The 20,669-nt window shown below is 51.8% G+C and carries 25 protein-coding genes and 2 pseudogenes; 17 read left to right on the top strand and 10 right to left on the bottom strand.

What is annotated here, in order from left to right; all coding sequences use genetic code 11:
• The first annotated feature begins 70 nt into the window (after nt 1-70).
• Both WH298_RS00805 and WH298_RS00800 read left to right on the top strand, forming a co-directional pair.
• Nucleotides 71-712, top strand: a complete 642-nt coding sequence (locus WH298_RS00805) for a tellurite resistance TerB family protein (protein WP_180821946.1) — start codon at nt 71-73, stop codon at nt 710-712.
• Nucleotides 713-852: 140 nt separating this feature from the next.
• Complete coding sequence (locus WH298_RS00800) at nt 853-2,916, top strand: prolyl oligopeptidase family serine peptidase (RefSeq protein ID WP_180821945.1); 2,064 nt, start codon at nt 853-855, stop codon at nt 2,914-2,916.
• On the opposite strand, the gene exoX is transcribed toward WH298_RS00800, so the two are convergent.
• Nucleotides 2,910-3,578: an exodeoxyribonuclease X gene (gene exoX / locus WH298_RS00795; protein WP_007889578.1), complete on the bottom strand. Its 669-nt coding sequence runs from the start codon at nt 3,576-3,578 to the stop codon at nt 2,910-2,912. The two genes, WH298_RS00800 and exoX, sit on opposite strands and share 7 nt — an antisense overlap.
• A 3-nt stretch (nt 3,579-3,581) precedes the next feature.
• Nucleotides 3,582-3,812: a DNA polymerase III subunit theta gene (locus WH298_RS00790; RefSeq protein ID WP_007889579.1), complete on the bottom strand. Its 231-nt coding sequence runs from the start codon at nt 3,810-3,812 to the stop codon at nt 3,582-3,584.
• Nucleotides 3,813-3,965: 153 nt separating this feature from the next.
• Here WH298_RS00790 and copC point away from each other — a divergent pair, with 153 nt between their 5' ends.
• From copC to WH298_RS00775, 3 genes are read left to right on the top strand one after another with little or no spacing between them, the layout of a single operon-like run.
• On the top strand, nt 3,966-4,343 hold the full coding sequence (copC, locus tag WH298_RS00785; RefSeq protein ID WP_007889581.1) for a copper homeostasis periplasmic binding protein CopC: 378 nt from the start codon (nt 3,966-3,968) through the stop codon (nt 4,341-4,343).
• A gap of 3 nt (nt 4,344-4,346) precedes the next feature.
• A complete protein-coding gene (copD, locus tag WH298_RS00780) occupies nt 4,347-5,228 on the top strand; it encodes a copper homeostasis membrane protein CopD (RefSeq protein WP_180821944.1) in 882 nt (293 codons plus the stop codon).
• A gap of 33 nt (nt 5,229-5,261) precedes the next feature.
• The gene (locus WH298_RS00775) at nt 5,262-5,609 is read left to right on the top strand and encodes a YebY family protein (RefSeq protein WP_036620970.1); all 348 of its coding nucleotides are present in this window, start codon (nt 5,262-5,264) and stop codon (nt 5,607-5,609) included.
• 247 nt (nt 5,610-5,856) lie between these two features.
• Here the strand turns inward: WH298_RS00775 and WH298_RS00770 are convergent, their stop codons facing one another.
• Nucleotides 5,857-6,318 (bottom strand): tyrosine-type recombinase/integrase, encoded by a 462-nt coding sequence (locus tag WH298_RS00770; protein WP_238344403.1) that lies wholly within the window; start codon nt 6,316-6,318, stop codon nt 5,857-5,859.
• A gap of 208 nt (nt 6,319-6,526) precedes the next feature.
• On the bottom strand, nt 6,527-6,718 hold the full coding sequence (locus WH298_RS00765; RefSeq protein WP_180821943.1) for a hypothetical protein: 192 nt from the start codon (nt 6,716-6,718) through the stop codon (nt 6,527-6,529).
• 477 nt (nt 6,719-7,195) lie between these two features.
• Here WH298_RS00765 and WH298_RS00760 point away from each other — a divergent pair, with 477 nt between their 5' ends.
• From WH298_RS00760 to WH298_RS00705, 11 genes and pseudogenes are all read left to right on the top strand, one after another.
• Entirely contained in the window at nt 7,196-7,438 is a 243-nt protein-coding gene (locus WH298_RS00760; protein WP_180821942.1) for a phage holin, read from the top strand.
• A 4-nt stretch (nt 7,439-7,442) separates the two neighbouring features.
• Nucleotides 7,443-7,916 (top strand): annotated as a pseudogene (locus WH298_RS00755) (lysozyme).
• A pseudogene (locus WH298_RS23680) lies at nt 7,906-8,370 on the top strand (lysis protein). The pseudogenes WH298_RS00755 and WH298_RS23680 overlap by 11 nt, the downstream one beginning before the upstream one ends.
• 75 nt (nt 8,371-8,445) lie before the next feature.
• Nucleotides 8,446-8,670: a hypothetical protein gene (locus WH298_RS00745; RefSeq protein WP_180821941.1), complete on the top strand. Its 225-nt coding sequence runs from the start codon at nt 8,446-8,448 to the stop codon at nt 8,668-8,670.
• Between the two features lie 113 nt (nt 8,671-8,783).
• Nucleotides 8,784-9,026 (top strand): DUF4282 domain-containing protein, encoded by a 243-nt coding sequence (locus WH298_RS00740; protein WP_180821940.1) that lies wholly within the window; start codon nt 8,784-8,786, stop codon nt 9,024-9,026.
• A gap of 600 nt (nt 9,027-9,626) precedes the next feature.
• The gene (locus tag WH298_RS00735) at nt 9,627-9,914 is read left to right on the top strand and encodes a hypothetical protein (RefSeq protein ID WP_180821939.1); all 288 of its coding nucleotides are present in this window, start codon (nt 9,627-9,629) and stop codon (nt 9,912-9,914) included.
• Between the two features lie 74 nt (nt 9,915-9,988).
• Complete coding sequence (locus WH298_RS00730) at nt 9,989-10,345, top strand: hypothetical protein (RefSeq protein ID WP_180821938.1); 357 nt, start codon at nt 9,989-9,991, stop codon at nt 10,343-10,345.
• Nucleotides 10,346-11,124: 779 nt separating this feature from the next.
• A complete protein-coding gene (gene cspE, locus WH298_RS00720; protein WP_007889586.1) occupies nt 11,125-11,337 on the top strand; it encodes a transcription antiterminator/RNA stability regulator CspE in 213 nt (70 codons plus the stop codon).
• A gap of 2 nt (nt 11,338-11,339) precedes the next feature.
• A complete protein-coding gene (gene ymcF, locus WH298_RS00715; protein WP_101764610.1) occupies nt 11,340-11,483 on the top strand; it encodes a cold shock small protein YmcF in 144 nt (47 codons plus the stop codon).
• A gap of 203 nt (nt 11,484-11,686) precedes the next feature.
• Complete coding sequence (locus tag WH298_RS00710; RefSeq protein ID WP_180821937.1) at nt 11,687-12,010, top strand: hypothetical protein; 324 nt, start codon at nt 11,687-11,689, stop codon at nt 12,008-12,010.
• A 120-nt stretch (nt 12,011-12,130) separates the two neighbouring features.
• The gene (locus WH298_RS00705) at nt 12,131-12,298 is read left to right on the top strand and encodes a hypothetical protein (protein WP_162838743.1); all 168 of its coding nucleotides are present in this window, start codon (nt 12,131-12,133) and stop codon (nt 12,296-12,298) included.
• 48 nt (nt 12,299-12,346) lie between these two features.
• Here WH298_RS00705 and WH298_RS00700 read toward each other — a convergent pair whose 3' ends face one another.
• From WH298_RS00700 to WH298_RS00690, 3 genes are all read right to left on the bottom strand, one after another.
• Nucleotides 12,347-12,625 carry a hypothetical protein gene (locus WH298_RS00700; protein WP_180821936.1) on the bottom strand — a complete coding sequence of 93 codons (279 nt, stop codon included), beginning with the start codon at nt 12,623-12,625 and terminating at the stop codon, nt 12,347-12,349.
• A 62-nt stretch (nt 12,626-12,687) separates the two neighbouring features.
• Nucleotides 12,688-13,461: a hypothetical protein gene (locus WH298_RS00695; protein WP_180821935.1), complete on the bottom strand. Its 774-nt coding sequence runs from the start codon at nt 13,459-13,461 to the stop codon at nt 12,688-12,690.
• Between the two features lie 123 nt (nt 13,462-13,584).
• On the bottom strand, nt 13,585-14,316 hold the full coding sequence (locus WH298_RS00690) for a class I SAM-dependent methyltransferase (RefSeq protein WP_180821934.1): 732 nt from the start codon (nt 14,314-14,316) through the stop codon (nt 13,585-13,587).
• 256 nt (nt 14,317-14,572) lie between these two features.
• On the opposite strand from WH298_RS00690, the gene WH298_RS00685 reads away from it, so the two are divergent.
• Nucleotides 14,573-15,220: a metallophosphoesterase gene (locus tag WH298_RS00685; protein WP_007889600.1), complete on the top strand. Its 648-nt coding sequence runs from the start codon at nt 14,573-14,575 to the stop codon at nt 15,218-15,220.
• A 3-nt stretch (nt 15,221-15,223) separates the two neighbouring features.
• On the opposite strand, the gene rsmF is transcribed toward WH298_RS00685, so the two are convergent.
• From rsmF to yebS, 3 genes are all read right to left on the bottom strand, one after another.
• Nucleotides 15,224-16,648 (bottom strand): 16S rRNA (cytosine(1407)-C(5))-methyltransferase RsmF, encoded by a 1,425-nt coding sequence (gene rsmF, locus WH298_RS00680; protein ID WP_180821933.1) that lies wholly within the window; start codon nt 16,646-16,648, stop codon nt 15,224-15,226.
• 72 nt (nt 16,649-16,720) lie between these two features.
• Nucleotides 16,721-19,360, bottom strand: coding sequence for a PqiB family protein (locus WH298_RS00675; protein ID WP_180821932.1), 2,640 nt, complete (start codon nt 19,358-19,360; stop codon nt 16,721-16,723).
• A complete protein-coding gene (gene yebS, locus WH298_RS00670; RefSeq protein ID WP_049852156.1) occupies nt 19,329-20,573 on the bottom strand; it encodes a membrane integrity lipid transport subunit YebS in 1,245 nt (414 codons plus the stop codon). The genes WH298_RS00675 and yebS overlap by 32 nt, the downstream gene beginning before the upstream one ends.
• Between the last annotated feature and the right edge of the window lie 96 nt (nt 20,574-20,669).

Here is a 20,669-nt window from a genome sequence, read left to right as displayed (position 1 = left end):
TCTCGCTCTGACGTTAACTGACACAGCCTGCGGCAGCATGGTGAGCGGAAATTTAAACGGGAGTTAAACAATGAGCAATTGGCTGCAGCAAATTCAATCGGTGCTGGCGAAAAAGAGTGGTGAAGGAAAATCCGGTGGATTGAGCGATATGTTGGCACCTGGCGCGTTAGGCGGTCTGGCGGGCTTGCTGGTCGGCAGTAAATCCACGCGTAAGCTGCTGACCAAATACGGCGGCAAAGCCTTGCTGCTAGGCGGCGGAGCGGCGGCTGGTGCGCTGCTGTGGAATAAATATAAGCAGCGTATCCGGGAAACTCATCAGGATGAGGCCGGTTTCGGCCAACTGCAAACGCCGCTGGATCAACGCGCTGAACGCTTAGTGACGGCGCTGGTTTTCGCGGCAAAGAGCGACGGTCATATTGACGATGCCGAGCGCGCGGCGATAGAACAAAACATTCAACAAGCCGGTTATGGAACACAAGCCGAAGCTTTGATTCAGCAGGCGATGAACCGTCCGCTGGATCCTCACTGGCTGGCGGCAGATGTTAAGAACGAAGAAGAGGCGCTGGAACTCTATTTCCTAAGCTGTGCAGCCATTGATGTCGACCACTTTATGGAGCGCAGCTATCTCTCCGCGTTAGGTGATGCGCTAAAAATTCCGCAAGATGTACGCGATGGTATCCAGCGCGATATCGACGCGGAAAAAGCCGCGTAAGCCGTTGCAAAGGCTGCGTTCGCAGCCTTTATTTTTGCTGGTTGGTTTATCCTGCGCTGGGTGATGATGCTTGCAGCTTGGCATCACGCGCGATTAGTGCCACGCTTGCTGAATATTGTCTTTCAGGGAGAAGAGCCTAAATGAATCAGCCCAACGCGAAAAAAATCCCCCATGTGATGAGCCTGCACGGTGAAACGCGCACCGACAATTATCACTGGTTGCGCGATGACGATCGCGAAAATCCTGAAGTGCTTGCCCACCTGCACGCTGAAAATGATTATGGCCGCGCGATGATGGCCTCGCAAAATTCGCTACAGGATCGGGTGCTAAAAGAGATTGTCGATCGTATTCCCCCGCAGGATCACTCGGTGCCGTATGTGAAGAACGGTTATCGCTATCAAAGCCGCTATGAAGTGGGTAACGAATATCCCGCCTATTTCCGTCAACCGATTGAGGCACCGCTTGATGAGCCGTGGCAACTGCTGCTAGATGGCAACCAACGTGCGTCCCACAGCGACTTTTACACCATGGGGGCGTTGGCAATTACGCCGGATAACCAGGTGATGGCGCTGGCGGAAGATTTCCTTTCGCGCCGTCAATACGGCATTCGTTTCCGTAATCTGCAAAGCGGCAGTTGGTATCCGGAAGTGCTGACGAATGCTTCCTCCAGCGTGGCCTGGGCCAACGATTCGCGCACGCTCTATTACGTGCGTAAACACCCGAAAACCCTGCTGGCTTATCAGGTATGGCGTCACGAATTGGGGCATCCGCAATCTGACGATCAGCTGGTGTACGAGGAACAAGACGATACTTTCCATCTTAGCGTGCACAAAACCACGTCAGAGCACTTTATTCTGGTGGCGTTGTACAGCACCACCACCAGTGAAATCCTGCTGATCGATGCGGAATATCCCGATGCACAGCCGCAAACGTTTTGTCCGCGGCGTCGCGATCACGAATACAGCATTGACCACTACAACCACCAGTTTTATATCCGCTCGAATCGGGATGGCAAAAACTTCGGCCTGTACCGCAGTGCGTGGCTGGCCGAAGCGCGCTGGCAAGCGTTAATTCCAGCGCGGGACAACGTAGTGCTGGAAGATTTCCAGCTGTTCCGTCATTGGCTGGTGGTGGAAGAGCGCCAGCACGGCGTTAATACCTTGCGTCAGATTAACTGGGAGAGCGGGGAGAGCTTTGGCATCGCCTTTGACGATCCGGCGTACGTGACCTGGCTGGCGTATAACCCTTCGCCGGAGAGCGACACGCTGCGCTACGGCTATTCATCGATGACCACGCCGACGACGCTGTTTGAGTTGAATATGGAAACGGGCGAACGTCGCGTGCTGAAACGCACGTCGGTGCCGGGCTTTAAATCAGAGGATTTCAAAAGCGAGCATCTGTGGATCACGGTGCGTGATGGTACGGAAGTCCCGGTTTCGCTGGTGTACCACCGCAAGCACTTCCAGCGTGGCAACAATCCGCTGCTGGTTTATGGTTACGGCGCCTACGGCAGCAGCATGGATGCTAGCTTTGGCACCAGCCGTATCAGTTTGCTCGAGCGTGGTTTCGTCTACGCGATTATTCATGTGCGCGGCGGCGGTGAACTCGGTCAGCAGTGGTATGACGGTGGCCGCCTGAAGAACAAAATCAACAGCTTCACCGACTTTATCGATGTCACCGAAGCGCTGGTGGCAAAAGGTTACGGAAATCCACAGCGGCTGTACGCCATGGGCGGCAGCGCTGGAGGGTTACTTATGGGTGGTGTCGTGAACATGGCACCGAATCTGTTCCACGGTGTGGTGGCACAGGTACCTTTTGTGGATGTTGTGACCACCATGCTCGATCCATCGATTCCGCTTACGACCGGCGAATACGATGAGTGGGGCAATCCCGAGCAGGAAGAGTTTTACCACAGCATCCGCCAGTACAGCCCGTATGACAACATCGAAGCAAAAGCCTATCCACACTTGCTGGTTACCACCGGGCTGCACGATTCTCAGGTGCAGTATTGGGAACCGGCCAAATGGGTGGCGAAACTACGCGAGTTAAAAACTAACGATTCGTTGCTATTACTGTGCACCGAGATGGATTCCGGCCACGGCGGTAAATCGGGCCGTTTCAAAGCCTATGAAGGCGTGGCGCAGGAGTTTACTTTCCTGATAGGTCTGGCGCAGGGGAGCTTGCCAGACCGTACCGATTACTGATCGCTTTTAACGTACTTGCGAAGCGCCTGCCGCAACGGTGGGCGCAAATCGCGCACATTTTCCAGCACCCAGCGCAGATAGCCGGGATCTTTACGCGCAATGCTGCCAATGCTTTGACCGCGATACTTCCCGAACGGGAACACATCACCACTCACGGCTGCCGGTTGGCACAAATTCGCCATCTGCTCGGCATTCCAGCCCGACGTTTCCATAATGCGGATCAGTAGCGCGGCGGTGACGTAGCAGTCATACAACGCGCGGTGTGCATGCAGCTCGGCTGGAGGTGTGACGTCCAGCTTCAGGCTATGACGCAATGCCTGATTGCCGTATTTGATGCCTGGCCACAACTGACGCGCCAGCGTCATGGTGCAGATCCATTCGCCCGGCATGGTTGGCAGCATACGGCGATCAAAACTGGCGTTGTGCGCGACATAATGCGGGCTGCCGTGATAGCGGCCAATCGCTTCTTCGATAGTCGGTTTGCCAACCACCATCGCTTCAGTAATGCGATGCACCGCCATCGCCTGGCGGCTGATCGGGCGGTCCGGGCAGATCAAATCACTCATGGGATTGACGATTTGACCGTCAATGACATCCACTGACGCCACTTCAACCACGCCGCCTTGCAGGCCACAGGTTTCGGTATCGATAACACGTAACATAGATTACTTCTGCTTAGGTTCGTAGGGCAGGCGTGACAGGCTGAGCGATGCCTGGCGGTAGTTCATCAGACGTTGACGAAACCATTCACGCAGCGCCTCTGGTTGCTCGCGCTCCACCATTTCGGCAATCACGGGCATATTGTAGCGCTCTTTAAAAGCCACGCCCGCGGCGGCCAGATCGACATTCACTTTGTCTTTCTCTTCCTGCGACAGCAAGGCAAGGTTTTGACTCATACTTTCCTCCTGATAATCAGGGGCAAAAGTAATGGTTTCGGACCGAGGGATCAAGGAAATTGGATCGCACCGCAAGTCTCGACACCTGCGGATCGGCGGCGTATCCTGCTGCCACGTTTGCGGTGCACTGCCGCAGTTAAAAGGGAAGAAGTGATGAAGAAAACTGCGTTTACCCGAGTTGTGGCGCTGTTGCTGGCGTCATCAACGCTGGCCTTCAGCCAGTTTGCGCTGGCTCATGCTCACCTGAAAACGCCGGTTCCGGCGGATAAAGCCGTGGTGGAGCATTCCCCGCAGAATTTAACGCTGACCTTTACTGAAGACGTTGAAGCCGCGTTTAGTGGCGTAGAAGTGCTCAACGCGCAACATCAACCCATGCCGGTGGGGAAGGCCAGGCTTAACAACAAACAGCACGATCAGCTGATTGTACCGATCAGCCAACCGTTGCCGTCGGGTAATTATCAAGTGAACTGGCATGTGCTGTCAGTTGATGGCCACAAAACCAAAGGCAGCTACGCATTTAGCGTGAAGTGATCAATGAGTTTGAGCACGCTGTGGATTGGCCTGCGGGCGCTGCATTTCTTGTCGGTGTTACTGCTCGCTGGCAGCGCCTGCTACACCGCGCTGCTGGCACCGCGTCGCTATCGCCTGGTGCTGGCGCAGCGTTTAGATTTTATTTTGCGTACCAGCGCGCTAGTGAGTTTGCTCAGCGCCGTGCTGATGTTAGCGACACAAACCGGTTTGATGAGCGGTGACTGGCGAAACGTTAGCGATAGCGAGACGTGGCGCGCCGTGCTGAATACGCGTTTTGGCATGGTCTGGCGCTGGGAAATTGTCTTCGCACTGCTTTGCACGCTGACACTATTACTGCGTGGCAGCCTGCGTCAGCAATTGCTGCTTATTAGCGGTGTATTGCAACTGATCGCTCTGGCAGGCGTAGGACATGCAGCAATGCGTGATGGCTGGGCCGGCATGCTGCAGCAAGCAAACCATGCGCTACATCTGCTTGCCGCCGCGTTCTGGGCGGGCGGTTTACTGCCGCTGCTGTTACTGATGCGTGAAGCAAGACAGATCGAATTCCGTGCCGATGCTATTCGCTGCATGATGCGATTTTCCCGCTACGGACATTTAGCCGTTGCGCTGGCGTTGTTCACTGGAATCGTTAACAGTCTGCTAATAGCCGGTTCACCGCGCGATTGGCAAGTTACACCGTGGAGCGAGCTGCTGGTGGTGAAAGTGCTGCTGGTATTGTTGATGATCGCTATCGCGCTGACCAACCGCTATCTGCTGGTTCCGCGTTTCCGCCGGGCGGCCAGTCATGCATCGCATCTGTTTATTCGCCTGACGCAGCTAGAGCTGCTGCTGGCCATTATTGTTATTGGGTTAGTGAGCGTGTTTGCCACACTCTCACCGGCCTGAATGTGTCATTAAAGAAGATGAAATGAGGTCGATATTTTGCTGAAGAAACTGATTCCAGCTTGCGTATTGATGGCGCTGTGCAGCCAGGCGATGGCCGCACAGATTATTACCGTCAGCCGTTTTGAGATTGGCAAGGACAAATGGCCCTTCACCCGTGAAGAGGTGATGCTGACCTGCGAAAAAGACGGAGCGCTGTTTGCTATCAATCCCGGCACGTTATTGCAGTATCCGCTCAACGATAAAGCTTACGCGCGTAAGACTGCCGGGCAGGGCACGCTGCAATCCATCGACACCATCGTGGCCGAAGACAAAGCGCATCCAGGTCAGAAAATGAGTCTGCAGCCGATCGTCGATCGCGCACAGCAACTGTGCGGCAAGTAATCTCGGTATAAATCAGGCGTGGCGCACATTTCTGCCGCTACGCTTGTTCTCAGGTTATGTCAACGCGATCACAGAGTTGACACCTTTGCTTACCGAACAGCGCAGTTGGCTGGAAAACCACCAATCCTGGTCTACCATTAAATGGCAAGGCGTCCTCGCCTGCAAAAATGCCAACTTTTAGCGCACGGCTCCTAAAGAGCCATTTCCCTGGACCGAATATAGGAATCGTATTCGGTCTTTTTTTATTTCATTGATATATAACAAGAAAAAACGAAGTGTCCGAAATTTGTCCGAATATCTGATATCCGGCCCATACCATTACATATTCCTGACCACGAGAATCTAAATACTTTTTGGTCATCGACATGTTTTTATGTCCGAGTAGCCGCTGAGCAAAATTCTCTCCATTTTCTGCAGCGTAAAGCCGGCTTGCAAGACTTCTGATTTCATGGAAAGAGGGCGGGCTTGAACCGAACTCAATCCCGCATAATTCCCTCGCCTCCGAAAAAGCACTTGTAATGGCATCCGGCATGACTGGTCCCGGCTTTCTGCCTCCCTTTCTCACTGAAGAGTAAATGATGTGGTCGGACGGATTTCCTGCTCGACATTTATCTATTACGCCTTCCAGGTTAATTTCAGCTGCATGCAGGGTAAGGGCCAGCGGAACGGCTAACCCGGTTCGCAACGTAGCCAGATTACGATACTGCAAGCGCAAGACCGTGCAAAATATCGGTTCATCGCTGATTTACTTCACCGGCATCAGCCAGAAGGAAGCGCGAAACAGAATGGAATGGGCATGATCGGGGAGTGAAGCGAACAGATCGCAGCTTAGTCGGTCAGTTGCAAACATAGTGAGTGATTAAAACGCCCCATGGCCTTACCAGCCGGTGGGCGTTTTTGTATCTGCATATCTAGAATCACCACTTATCCTGAGGAGTGCCATCCTGATCAGGGAATTCGAATTTAATCTCTTTCCAAACCCCGCCATCATCATCGCTAGGCTCTGGTCCACTTTTAACCGTTTCGACAAAAGAGCCAGATAGCTCATTGATTTGCTCATCTGGTAGCTCGTCGATGAGCGCCTTCATCTGCTCGCGCGTAAGTGCCATAGAAACTCTCCAGTTGGTTAGGAGATTAAATTTTAGGCAATCAGCGGCAAGTTGCTGGGGTTAATTTCAAGGCTGTGATTTGCCTCGCGCTGCTGGTAACGAGTAGTGGTTATCGGCAAGAAACCAAATCTCAAAATCAGGCACCTTTGCGATTGCCTGAGATTATTTAAAGCCCGGTATTTGACGGAATGTGCTTAAATCCAATTAAGTTAGCTAGCTAATAGTAATGTTAGCAACTATTGTTAAATCGAGATTTAATCTTTCTGAGAAGATTGTCTCGCCCCTTCAAGAGCTAAGCCATTACGAGTGCCGGAGATAAGCGCCGGGTGGGGTACATCAAATTTAAGAGGTCGCCAATTGGCGGCCTTTTTCCGTTTTAGCGCCATCCCAAAACTTATTCAGACCCTCATTGCTGTGTGGGGATGAGCGCTCTTTTCTTACGACTACAGGCGGCACCAAGCGAACAGCGAGGTGTACATGAGTATCGATATGAGCAAACTGGCATCAGGCGCGGCATACGGCGCTTCTGCCGGGACGATTGCCAATGGTCTGCTGACCAGGTTAAGTCCCGATGAATGGAGTGCTATTGGCGTGCTGGCCGGTATTCTGGTCGCGCTATTTACGCTCGGCATCAACTGGTATTACAAACGCAAGGCCACGCTGGCGCAGATTAAAGCTCTGCAACGCTGGCCCACCGCGCCCGACCTCACCGAGGATTAACACGATGGCAATGTCAAACACACTGCGCAACAGGCTTATTGATACGGTATTCCTTGGCGGAAAGGATGGTGTAGAGGGCCGAGTGTACGAACCCTACAAAGATGTGGCTGGGGTTTGGACTGTCTGTGATGGTCATATCGGCGCCGACATCGTGAAGGGCAAGAAGTACACCGACCGCGAATGTGATCGCCTGATGTGGAATGACCTGCAGCCAGTTAAGAGGGCTGTCGATTCCATGGTCAAGGTGCCGCTGGGTAAATATCCCCGCGCCGCGCTCTACAGCTTCACCTATAACGTCGGCACGTCGGCCTTCTCCAAATCTACACTGCTGAAAAAGCTCAATGCAGGGGATTAGGATGGTGCATGTGAAGAGCTGCGCCGCTGGGTATATGCCGGCGGCATGAAGTGGAAAGGCCTGATGAATCGCCGCGACATGGAGCGTTCTCTTTGCCTGGCGGAAAGCTCAAATGATCTTTAAAGCTGAAGCCATAATCATCGCAATTTTGCTAGGGCTCGTTGCTGTGCTGGGTGTGCAGACTGCCATTTATCGCGGCAACGCCATCGACTACAAATCTCAGCGCGATAAAGCAACGGATGCATTGCAACTCGCTAACGCCACCATTGATGACATGCAGGTGCGCCAGCGCACCGTTGCGGCTCTTGATGCCAAATACACGAAGGAGTTATCTGATGCTCTGGCGACTATCAACCTTCTGCATGATGATGTCGCTACTGGCAAGCGTCGGTGGCAGCTCAACGTAAACTGCCCAACGACAAACACCATCGGCGCCGCCGGCATGGATGATCCAGCCAGCCTCAGACTTACTGACGCCGCTTAACGGGATTATTTCACTCTCAGAGAGCGAATCGAAATCGCCGGTAAGCAAATATCCGGATTGCAGGATTACATCAACGAGCAATGCCTTAAATAACGTCGTTTTTTGATATTTAAGCAAAGATGACAGTGATGCATAATCTTAGCTCGATGCATCTTAGGTGAGCGATCTATGGAAATAGACATTGGAAGTTTTACGCGCGTTGAGGGAAATACTGTCTATGCAGAAGTAACGATATATACCGATCCGAATTCCGGTGGTGAAAACGTATCTCTGTATCTGAAGTTGCCTTATCAGGTGGAAACAACGTTAGCTGAGTTGGAAAAGTTAGCCAGAAGCGAGGCCATCAAGCAAATGCGAGCTGCTGCCGATTGGTTAGCCGAAAACTCTGCTTAGATGTCGAGGCTTTCATCACAAGGCGCATTCGCGAGTGCGCCTGATGATGTTACTTAATGAATTAAATCCTAAATATTAAGATCATTCCTCTTTTCAATCAGGAAGATTGTCTAATGTTTGGATTCGATAAATTAATAACCCCACGAATCATCAGCACACTTTATATCATTACCGTGGCTCTATTAGTGGTTGCCGCTGTTTTTACCTTCTTTACTTGGGGGGTTAATACTGCCGGTGTGCAACTGCTGGTTATGGCAGTTTTCGCAAGGATATTTTTTGAGTGCATCATGGTTTCATTTAAGAGTAATGAATATCTCCGCCGCATAGCTGAATCGCTAGAAAAGCAATCACACTAATTGAACCGCCTCCGGACGTTTTTTTGGAATAAATTCATGATTGAGACACCGAATGCCAAAATTATCAGTAGATTAGATCATCGCGGCATATCAGTGCCTGGCGCTACGGTTATTGGCAACCCAAACCACACACCGTCACCCGCTGACACTATCTTCCTTCAAAACGACAAGCAACACAGCCATCATCACCCTAGTACAACACTCAGGTAGACAGCACACATTATACGATGCTGAACGCTACCGCGCCGAAGAACGCTCAGTACATGGGCGCTTTCATCTGGTATGCAGACACTGACAGCTGCGGTGAGCGTCTTGGTCCGGGAGTCAGCTGGGAATTAACGAATCCGCGTGTGGTGCGCGTCGTGTCTGTAAACCGTTCAGCGCATGCGATCTATCGCTGTTATTCCGCGTCTCACGTCTATATGGGAATTTAACGAAGTGATCGTTATGTTTTGAGATTTCTATTTGAGCATCCTTTGCTTTTAGTTCGTGGAGAATATCCTAGCGTTGTACAGTAGCACATCCTGACAGATGATCAGTGCTTATGGTTCCTATGCTATTGCGGTGAAATATTGGCAAGCTTTAGCTAAAGGAATAAACATGGACTGGAAAGAAGGGTTAGTTGTAATTGCCGTGTTTGCCTGCGGAGGCGTCTTCCTCGTTGAATCAGTGCTTTATATAAGGCGCGGTGTTTACACAAAAACCTTCAAAGGCACAACTCGACGTGAGTATATTAAGAAAGACGAGCGGAGAGATGTTTACTGGTTGTACGTAATTTTGCACTTATTTGCAGGTTCATCAGCTATTTGCCTTGGATTCTGGCTCATGCAATATGACCCGAAAGTTAATGATTGGTATGTATCAATCAGAAATTCTCTAACGTTTTGATCTCTTCCTTTTGCGCCACCTTTCGCCCACCCATGCTAGGATTTATCCCATCAATTACTTGTGGGGATAGGGATGTGAATGACTTTATAATACCCGGGGAGCCTAAAGACTATTATGTCGGTATCACCAACGAACTCGGAGTAGTCGAATACAGTGCGCTGAGAGGCAAGGTAAGGCAATTAGTTGAGAACTATGTCTTATACATACAAGGAGTTAGTGATAAAGGTGGAAACCCTCATACTGCATCATTAGATGTCTCTGACATCATTAAAGATTTCTTTGCACAAGAACCAGCGGAGGCCCGAATAGCTTTTTATGAGGTCTATACGCAGGAAGTTGATGCTGCAACGTCAGCATCCTTAGACAGCACGAATAAAATTAATGCTGAGATTGCTAAAAAAGAAGAATCCAATTCAATGGCTGCCCAATGAATAGTTGCTTTGATAATTTTCTTGGTGGCCATGATATTCATATTCAAATAAAGATATGACAAAAAAACCTCGCTTCGGCGGGGTTTTTTATGCCAGGAGAGTAGCGAATGGCAGGCACTTTAAACGCAGGCAGCATCATCTATGAAGTGGATATGGATACCGCTCGCCTGCTTGAAGCACGCCGAGAAGTAGACGCCGCCTAAGTGGTATGAATGGAACCCTGACCTGATTCAGCAGTCCATTTTCGAATACATCAGCAACGACACAAAGTTAACAGAGTGGATGAACTTCGGTCTGGGCAAATATGATGTCAGATCAGTGCGATATTCAGAATCTAACCTTGGTGCTCTGGCAGGCGCTTTGTATGTAGTGGATCAGCCTGGGCAAGTGATAACGCTCATAAATGAGGGGTTCACTTTCGATGACATTGATGGGCAGGAGCTGCCCTGCCCAAACGAGAGTGATGATTTCCCGGCGTAGACGGCGACCACTAACAGCGTTACATCAGGAAGCTTTCTGGCCGGTCAGGCTAAAATTACGATCCCACGCAATTTATCATTCATTAAATTAAAAAATATTATCGCTTGCTTGTGTCGTAGATAAATGCGTTAATGCTCCGTCGGTCTGAATAGCAGACAGTTAGAAGGTTAGTTCCCATTGTATTTCTCATCCCAGTTAGTGCCGCTTCAAGCCCTTTCTCTTTGAGTCTTATCCTAAGTTCTGATTCGTATCTGCAACTCGGCCCTTACGCCAATAGGCTCATTTAAAAGGTAAAAATTATGTCTAACAAAATTCTTGGAACGGTAAAATGGTTCAACTCAGAAAAAGGCTTCGGCTTTATTTCTCCTGAAAATGGCAGCAAGGACGTTTTCGTCCACTTCTCAGCCATTCAGGGCACAGATTATCGCTCACTTGATGAAGGTCAGCGTGTTGAGTTTTCAGTTGAAGATGGTCCAAAAGGTCCGTCAGCAACAAATGTATTAGGTCTGTAATTATTCGCATTTATAATCGTTTAAGATGTCCGCACTGCCAGAGTTCACAATATCGCACCTCCGCGTTCGATATTACTAAAATGAACCCCCATGGCGCTAAATGTATTTTCTGCAAATCATCAATGATTGTGTTGAAAACTGCATAATAACGGATTATCTCTCCTGATTTTATATTGGGAGTTGTCAGGCGATTGCCTGATATAAGTATCACTAGCACTGCTTCGGCAGTGCTTTTTTTTGCGCTAAATACCGCGCTTTAGCACACTTATTCCTCTGATCGCTCTCGCCTTCACGTGATACATTCCTTGCCATCAAGTTACTTCACCTCAAATCAATGAGAATTAAGAAGATGCTCAAGCCTATGGCTATAGTAGCCATGCTGCTGCTCAGCGGTTGTGCACTAAAACAGTATCCGCAATCTGCCAAGGTGAGCGATGCAGAAGCGCAAACTTATGACTGCGCAACATTGAACCAGGAGATAGATAAATCTCTTAGCGTGCAGCAGCAGATTGATAAAACAGGCGAATTTGATGCGCTGACGGTGCTCGGTTTCGTGGGTGATTTTGGCATCGGTAATGGCATTGCCAAAGCCAGTGCTAAGCATAACGCCGCGGCGCGATTATCACAGTTACAGGCGCTGAAATCGGTGCGTTGCCCGTCTATTGGTGCCTAATTATCACCAACCAGACAGATAGCCCGTAGAAATGTGAGGCCAAAAAGCTGCAGTCAGCATGCGTAAAAAATGGTATAACGTTAGCGCATCTGTTTTATTGCCGGCTAATAAGGACCCTTCATGGCAAATACACAATATCTTCTCTGGGTAATGATTGGCACATTAACGCTGCTGAGTATCTTTATTGGTGTGGTAGTGGGTCGGGCAAAAACCCCGCGCATCGGCACAATAACCTTCGCCGGTTTATTAGCCTTTTTCTTGCTGGCAATTTTCCTGATCACGCGTTAGAGCTAAAACAGATAAATGCCACACGTCAGTTGTGGCAATGGTTTGGCGTTACGGGGCAGGATGCAGAGCAGCGCGGTGTTGAGCAATGAGTTGTTCCGCCAGAGAGCGATCTTCTTCATGTTGTGAAATGTAATGCTCATACGGATCTTTCACGCCCAAACTTTCAATATAATCGAGATGAGCCTGTTTTATTTCCCGGTTGATATATTGAATCACCTCTAAACCTAACTCATCGGCATAGGCCGGCGCTTTGCTTTTAATTGCGCGAATTAATTCCACGTTATTTTGCATAAACACTTCCAGATCAATTTTATAATAGTCTTTCATTGGCTCGCTCCTGTAGACATCATCAATATCTAACCTTAGCAGAGCATTATCATCGATTGTGACTATCCATGCGCAACATCCCAGCCGCTGCCATTGCGAATGTGGCCCCAGCAAGGAGTAATGTCCTGTTCTAACTGATAAATCAGAGCCAATATCAAATTCAGGTTATAGCGGGTTACTTCGTTATGTTGTGTGATGCACGGCGATGCGGACTCGATCAAATTGAAGTTACGGTATTTCTGCAGCAGCGCCAGGTTGGGTAAAATTTCCTGTTCACGTTGGTAGTCGGCAAGGGCAGTGAAAAGATAGATATTTTTATCTGTCTGGCGATCGCGTCGCAGGGTATTTGGCAAGAGCTTATTTAATAACGTCACTGCTGCGGGGGTAATGGTGCCCATCATGGCTTCGCCTACTTTTGGCCACATAGTCTCCGCATAATCACCTAGATAAAATTGTGGCACGGCAGTAATGATGTTTTTAATGTTATGCCGGACGCCAAAGTAGAGTGCCGCACTGCCGCCTTTAGAGGCGCCGAGTATCGAAACATTTGCCGGTGTGGTCAGTTCTATTACCGAACGAATTAGTTGGCTCACGCCATGCTCAATATCGAAGTTCATATTGTTGCACAGGTAGTAAGCGGGCAGCCCATGGAAATCATCTTTGATCCACAACACCGCCGATCGTGTATGTTGCAACAGCGTAAAGTCGTAGATGGTGGGATCTGGCAGGTTAAAACCCGACATGACGATCAATAAATGCCGATTATCATCGGCTGCCGGTTTATAGCGATAATGGATATCGAGAGCGGGACGAAAGTTAAAGATGTAGTCAGTCAAGATCAGCGGCTCAGAAAAGGAGTTCACCGATTAAAGACGACACTTTTGCTGGATAATTAAATGACTTGGGTGAGCGGCAGAAAAGCTTTAATTGGGGCTGCAAAGCGCAGCCACTTTTGGAATCTAATGAGGTTTACGCGCAGCCAGTAGAAACATCATTGGGCGATCGCGCTCTTCTGCCAGGGCGGGATTCTGTGCTAACTGTGCTTCATCGGGTCCCCATTCATCAAGATGGACGATCTCAAATCCTGCGGCAATCAGTGCATTAATCCAGGTAGCCAGTTTGCGATGCTGTTTTTTTACGCCATCGGCAAACCAGTTGCTGATGCGCTCACCCTCCTGCTGATAGTGATTCACCGGCCAACTACGCTGCTGTTGATCATCAATTATCCACTGCTGCGCCGTTGGCGCGGTGTAAATCGGATGCTCGCAAGAGAACACCAGCGCACCACCTGGCGTTAAGGCATTGAACAGGGTGGCGAAGAGCGTATCAATGTTGCTGAGATAATGCAGCGCCAGCGAGCTGTAGGCGAGATCAAAGGTTTCGCTGAGTTGCAGCGTTTCTAAATCGGCACGCTGATAGCGAATGCCCGTTCCTTGAGTCATGGTCGCGGCTTGCGCCAGCATCTTCTCTGAGACATCGAGGCCCAGTACCTCACGCGCGCCTTGCTGTTGTGCGTAACGGCAAAACCAGCCATAGCCGCAGCCGAGATCGAGAATGCGTTTGTCATCCAGATCGGGCAGTAATGCGCGCAGTGCGGGCCATTCCGGTGCGCCGTCCAATCCCTGCACTGAACGTGGCAGCGTGGCATAGCCGGCAAAAAAATGCGGGTCGTCGTAAATATTCTGGCTCATACAGGCTCCTTTATATGATGCGCAAAGGAGTTTAGGCGTTTAGCGAGGAAAGTAAAGCTGCGTAATTATCCCACAAATAACAGATGCACCAGGCGAGCCAGCGTTTCGAGCAGCAGCAAGCTGCCGATGAAGATAACGATCAAGACACCAATAAATTGTTTACGGCCGCTCATGCTGTTCCCTCCGCTGGCTAAACCTCACCGGACTATACTTTAAGCCGGGCTCACTAAACTTCCAGTCAACCGGGGAAGATTACATGCTTTACCAACGGGTAAGTGCGCAAATGTGGCGAAACATTTGGGTGGTGGGCGATTTACACGGCTGCCGCGCCCAGCTTGATGCGCAGCTCCTCAAGCGGGATTTTGACAAGCAGCAGGATTTATTGCTGTCGGTGGGCGATTTGATTGATCGCGGGCCAGACAGTCCCGGCTGTTTAGCGCTATTGCAAGAACCCTGGTTTCGCTGTGTGCGCGGCAATCACGAACAGATGGCGCTCGCCGCGCTGGATGGGCGCGATCAGACCTTGTGGATGATGAACGGCGGCGAATGGTTTTGGCAGTTGAAGGGCGCAAAGTTAATCGCTGCGCGCCATGCGTTGAAACGCTGCGCCGATTTACCGTTGGTTCTGCATCTGGAATTCGGCGACCGCGTGGTGGTGATTGCTCACGCTGATTATCCTGCCAGCTATTATGCACTGGGGCAGGATGTCGATTGGCAACAGGTGGTGTGGAGTCGCGATCGGCTGGGACGCCATCAACGTGGCGCTTCAGCAAACATTGCGGGCGCCAGCGATTTTTACTTCGGCCACACGCCGTTGGAGCAACCGCTGCATGTGGCGAATCAGCATTATATTGATACCGGCGCGGTTTTCGGCAACTGTCTCACGCTGGTAAAATTGCAGTAATGCTTAGCGGAACAGACGCCCGTCGCGCACCAGCTCACGCGGATAACTGTTTTTAATCCGATTGCCGACTTTTTTGGCCAATCCTAAAGGTTGTGACTGATAGGTCACAATCACCTCATCGCGATTCGGTAACGACTCAGGATGAATATCCTGACCGCGATACCAGGTTTCTGCCTCCGCATCGGTAAGGGCAAAATCCAGCGCGCTGCCTGGCTTACTCAACGCGACAACGGCTTCATGCTGCCAGCGATAACCTTTCGGGAAGGTTTCTGCCAGCTTAAGGCCGATACGCGAGAAGCGCACTTTACCCAGCCAACTTTCCAGCGCTGCCGGGAAGAGCCACAGCTCTTTATCGCGCTGCCACAGCGTGTGATTGTCATCCCATTGCAAGCCTACTTTTGCTGCTGCCTGCTGTACCTCGGCGCTGAGCTTACGGCTGGCCGGTGAGAAGGGCAGTTTGCCCACTTTGTAGGTCGGTGCGGGCAACACGGGAATGCTGGCGGTTTTACGCAGGCGCGCGACAAAGAAGCCTTCGCTATCGAAAATTTGCGGGAACACGTGCAGGAAACCTTCCGGTGTTAAAGCCTGATCGGCGCCAGCAAATAGACCATTCAACGGCACAATTTCTACCGCATCGGGATAACGCTGTTGCAACCAGTGAATCACCTGCTGGTTTTCAATCTGATTGAGCGTGCAGGTCGAGTAGATCAGCGTGCCGCCGGGTTGTAATGCATGGAAAGCGCTGTCAATGAGATCGCGCTGGGTTTCAGCGATTGCTTCGGTGCTGGCCAACGTCCAGTTACGCAGCGCATCGGCGTCCTTACGGACCACGCCTTCGCCAGAGCAGGGCGCGTCCAGCAGAATGGCATCGAAACGTTCCGGCAGCGCCGCGCCAAACACCCGACCATCAAAATGGGTGAGCGCCACATTGCTCACGCCGCAGCGGCTGATATTGGCATGCAGCACTTTGACGCGACTGGCGGAATATTCGTTGGCAAGGATGGCGCCTTCATTGCGCATCAGCGCGGCCATCTGCGTGGTTTTGGAGCCTGGTGCTGCAGCCACATCCATCACCTGACGCGCATCGGGTGCGGCGTCGAACAGTGCGGTAACCGGCAGCATCGAGCTGGCTTCCTGAATATAAAACAGCCCGCTAAGGTGCTCCGCAACGCTACCTAGCGGCAGCGACTCATCGTCACGCTCAATCCAGAACCCTTCGGTGCACCACGGAATGGGTGACAGCCGCCAGCCATAATCAGCGGTGCGGACGAGGAAATCATCCACGCTAATTTTTAAGGTATTAACGCGTATGCTGCGGCGCAGCGGTTGCTGGCTAATGGCGAGAAAGCGTTGCAATTCAGCGTCATCAGCGAGGCTGGCGCGCATTAGCGCGAGGAAATCTTCGGGAAAGCGATCGGACACGGGCATCTACCGGGAAACAAAATGAGCGCGAAGTGTAACATGCGAAAAAGAATCGGGCAGCCAGGCTGCCCGATTTGCTTAAGGTTGATTAGGATCCGGAATCGCCGTACCCCAATTACGCCACTCTTTTGGCGCTTCATCCTGCAGCAGGAAGTGTTTATTGGCGCCGGCCTGTGGTGCTAGCGGTACCGTTGGCGGCGTTGCAAACTGCACGCCGCCGCGAATGAATTGCTGGAAGGTACCGGTTTTCAACACGCCGCCGATCAGGCCGAAATCGAAGTTATAACCGGAAGCCAGCCAGAACACCGAGTTGTTACGTACCAGATGCTGGTATTTCTTGCTGATACGCAGCGCGATCTGTACGCGATCGGCCATGTTACCCAACGACGTGCCGGTAACGGTACCGACTTCAACACCACGGAACAGCACCGGCGTTCCCACCGACAGCGATCCCGCGTCAGCGGCATCGACATAAATCGTTAAGCCGTTAAGGTAACGAGAATCGGTGATAGTGCTTTCCTGCAGTTCGAAGGTGCGCGCCGGAGAACCTTTGCCCGGATCGACGTTGAGGTAAGGCTGCAGCAGCGTTTCGATATGATTAACCCCTGCCGCAGAAATCTCCGGCGACACCACCGAGAAGCGGCTGCCGATGCGCGCGAAGTCCTGCACGTATTCCGGATAGAGCACCGCTTTTGCTACCACCTGATTGTTATCAGAACTCAGCGCCAGCGATTCAACCTGGCCGATGTTGATGCCGAGATAGCGGATCGGCATACCCGCAGCCAGTTTGCTGGCATCGAAGGTGTGCAGCGTAATCTGACTGCCGACGGCACGCGCCACGGTTTCTGAAGAGTACAGCACGCGCTTCACGCCTTTCACCGCCTGCGCTCCGGTCAGATTATCAAAACTGATTGCACCTTTAAGGGCGCGGTTGAGCGGAGATGCCTGCACCGTCAAACCGCTGCCGTTGAGCTGCACTTTGGCACCACCTTCGGCCCAGAATACGCTCTCGCTGGTAAGTAACTTGCGATACTGCGGCTGAATGTGAATCGAGATTTCAAAGGCATCCGCGCGCGGCACGACATCAACCACTTCACCCACCTGGAATTTGCGATACAGCAGCACCGAACCGGCCTGCACATCTGGCAAGCTGTTGGCGGTCAGCTTCAGTGTGGTCGGTGGCTGTTCGCCAACAATACCTTCCTCCGCACGTTCCGCATCGGCATATAAAGGATAACGACTGGACGGATTGCCTTTCGCGCCTGGAATCAGGCGAATGCCACCATCGACCCATTCGCGTGCGCTGGCACCCAGCACCTTCATACCATCAAGGCCAAACTTCACGTCGAGGCGGCTATTCACCACAAATTTACTGTCGGCGTGCACCAGCTTGCGGTGTTCGGGATTAATGGCGGCGACGAAGCTGATGCCATTCTCATCCAGCGTACGTGAAATCACCTGACCAATTTTCATGCCATACAGCATCACCGGCTGGCCCGCATCAATGCCATAGGTTTCCGGCGCGCTGAGTTTTACCGTCAACACATCGGGTTTTTGCAATAGCGTTTCGCTGGCGGGCAGCACAGTGAATTGATCCTGCGGCTCGCCTTCGCCGGGTACCAATTCAAGGGTGTTGCCGGTCAACAGGCTGCTAAGGTTGGTATCAGTCAGGCTAATTTTCGGTGTGCGCATTTCAATGCGCGTGCCGCTGCGCATCAAACTGGTTACCGAAGGGTCAACCGTGAGTTCGCCAGTGACTTTACCGCCATCCTGCAGGTTAAGTTTGGTCAAGGTGCCGACTTCCAGGCCCTGATACATCAGCGGCGTGCTGTCGGCTTTCAGATTGTCGCCGCTCGGTAAATCAAGTTTGACCTGAACCCCGCGCTGACTGCGCGCTAAATCCGGGTAGAGTTGATAGGTGGCATCGACATTTGCCTGCTGACCGTCATTGGGGGAATCGAAGGCAATCGCGCCGTTAACCAGGGCGGCAAGGCTTTCCAGTTTTACCTTGGCACCGCTCAGGCTGACATCCGCATCAACGCCGGAAACGTTCCAGAAGCGGCTCTGCTTTTTCACCAGATTGATGAAGCGACGCTCAATCAGCACGTCGATGGTCACGCCATCGGTGCTGTTATTCAGGCTGTAATCGTAAACACGACCGACCGGAATTTTGCGGTAATAGACCAGTGAACCGGTATTGAGTGAGCCAAGGTCCGGCGCGCGCAGATGAATCAGCAGTTCACCGGTATTAACACGATATTTCGGTTGGGTATCTAACGCGGTAAAGCGTTCGCTCTCTTTGCCTTTGCCCGGCATCATGCCGATATAGTTACCGCCGACTAATGCATCAAGTCCGGACACGCCGGCCAGTGAGGCTTTTGGCGTCACCAGCCAGAACTGCGTGTCTTCACGCAGCGCATCGCGCATATCGCTCTTGATACTGGCTTTGATCTGGATGCTGCGATAATCATCGCTCAGCACGATGCCTTGCACCGTGCCCACTTCCACGCCCTGATATCGAATCGGCGTGCGGCCGGGCACGATGCCGTCGGCGGTCTGGAAGTTAATGGTGATCGTCGTACCGCGCTCTTCATAGTTGGTCCATAACAGCCAGCCTGCGATCAGCAAAGCGATAATGGGCAATAACCAGAACGGCGAAATCTTGCGCTTATTGCGCAGATTGGCGCTAGTCGGTGTAGTCGGCGTTTCCTGTTGCATGTGCATCCCAGATCAGGCGGCTATCAAGCCACTCTACAGCCATAATGGTCAGGACAACGGCAGCGCCAAAATAGAAGGCGGCCGGTCCCATGGTAAAAGCCAGTAACTGATCACGATTGACCAGTGACATGGTTAACGCAATCACGAACAGATCCAGCATTGACCAGCGGCCCACCCAGGTAACGGCGCGCAGCAGACGAATGCGGGTTTTTAAGCCCTGTTCGCATTTAAAATGAATACTGATCAGTAACGTCAGCATCACTAATACTTTGGTAAACGGCACCAGAATACTGGCAATAAAGACCACCGCAGCGACCGGCACATTGCCGGATGCCAGGCCAAGAATGCCGGAGAAAATGGTGTCTTCGCGTCGTGCACCGTTAACGTAAACCACCGAAATAGGCAGTAGATTGGCGGGAATCAGCAGCACAATTGAGGCGATCAGCGCCGCCCAGGACTTCTGCAAACTGTGGCGACGGCGATAGTCGAGTGGTGTATGACAACGCGTACAGCGCCCACGCGCATCGGGCACGCCAGTTTGATGGCAGTTGAGGCACACTTGCCACTCTTCCGGCGGCGAAGTGGGCATGGCTTGCGGATAATAGTGTTCCCACAGCTGCTCGACGTTAAGGTGAATCAGCGTCAGCAGGCTGAGCACCGTAAGCGCTATATAGGCCACTAAGCCATAACCCACTTCCAGCGCGGCGTAATCCTGCACCTTTATCGATGCCACTGCCACGCCGACCAGATAGATATCCAGCATTACCCACTCTTTCAGCTTATCGAGCATCAGCAGGACCGGACGCAGGTTCATACCGAGCGCGTTACCCACCCACAGATAGAGAATGCCCGCCACCAGCGTGACCGGCGCGCCGATGGTACAGAACGCGACCATCGAAGCGGTCAGCGTGTTGCCCTGCTGTGCCATCTGAATCACACCTTCCAGCAGGCTCGCGTTAATACGCATTCCGAGCAGGCGAATATCGACCAGCGGCAAGCTGAAGGCGAACGGCATCAACACGATCATCACCACCGCCATGGCGGTGAGGCGGGTCATTGACCAGTCACGTCCGCTCTGTATTTGTGCATGACAGCGTGGGCAATAGGCCGTCTGATGCGATTTCACATCCGGTAAGGAAAAAAGGGTATCGCATTGCGGACAACGCTGATAACGTGCGTGGGGCAACGTCTGGCTGATAGCGTGAATTTTCATAGGTGACGCGAGTGCCCATCGTTCGTTACGTTTACCGGCATGCTGAGTAGAGCCATTCTGCCTGCAATAATCGGTGGTACAAGAATATCCTTCATC

It is taken from the genome of Pantoea nemavictus (genome assembly GCF_037479095.1).
Classification (GTDB): domain Bacteria; phylum Pseudomonadota; class Gammaproteobacteria; order Enterobacterales; family Enterobacteriaceae; genus Pantoea; species Pantoea nemavictus.
The sequence above is the reverse complement of the archived record's forward strand: the minus strand, read 5'-3'. Positions and strand labels throughout refer to the sequence as shown.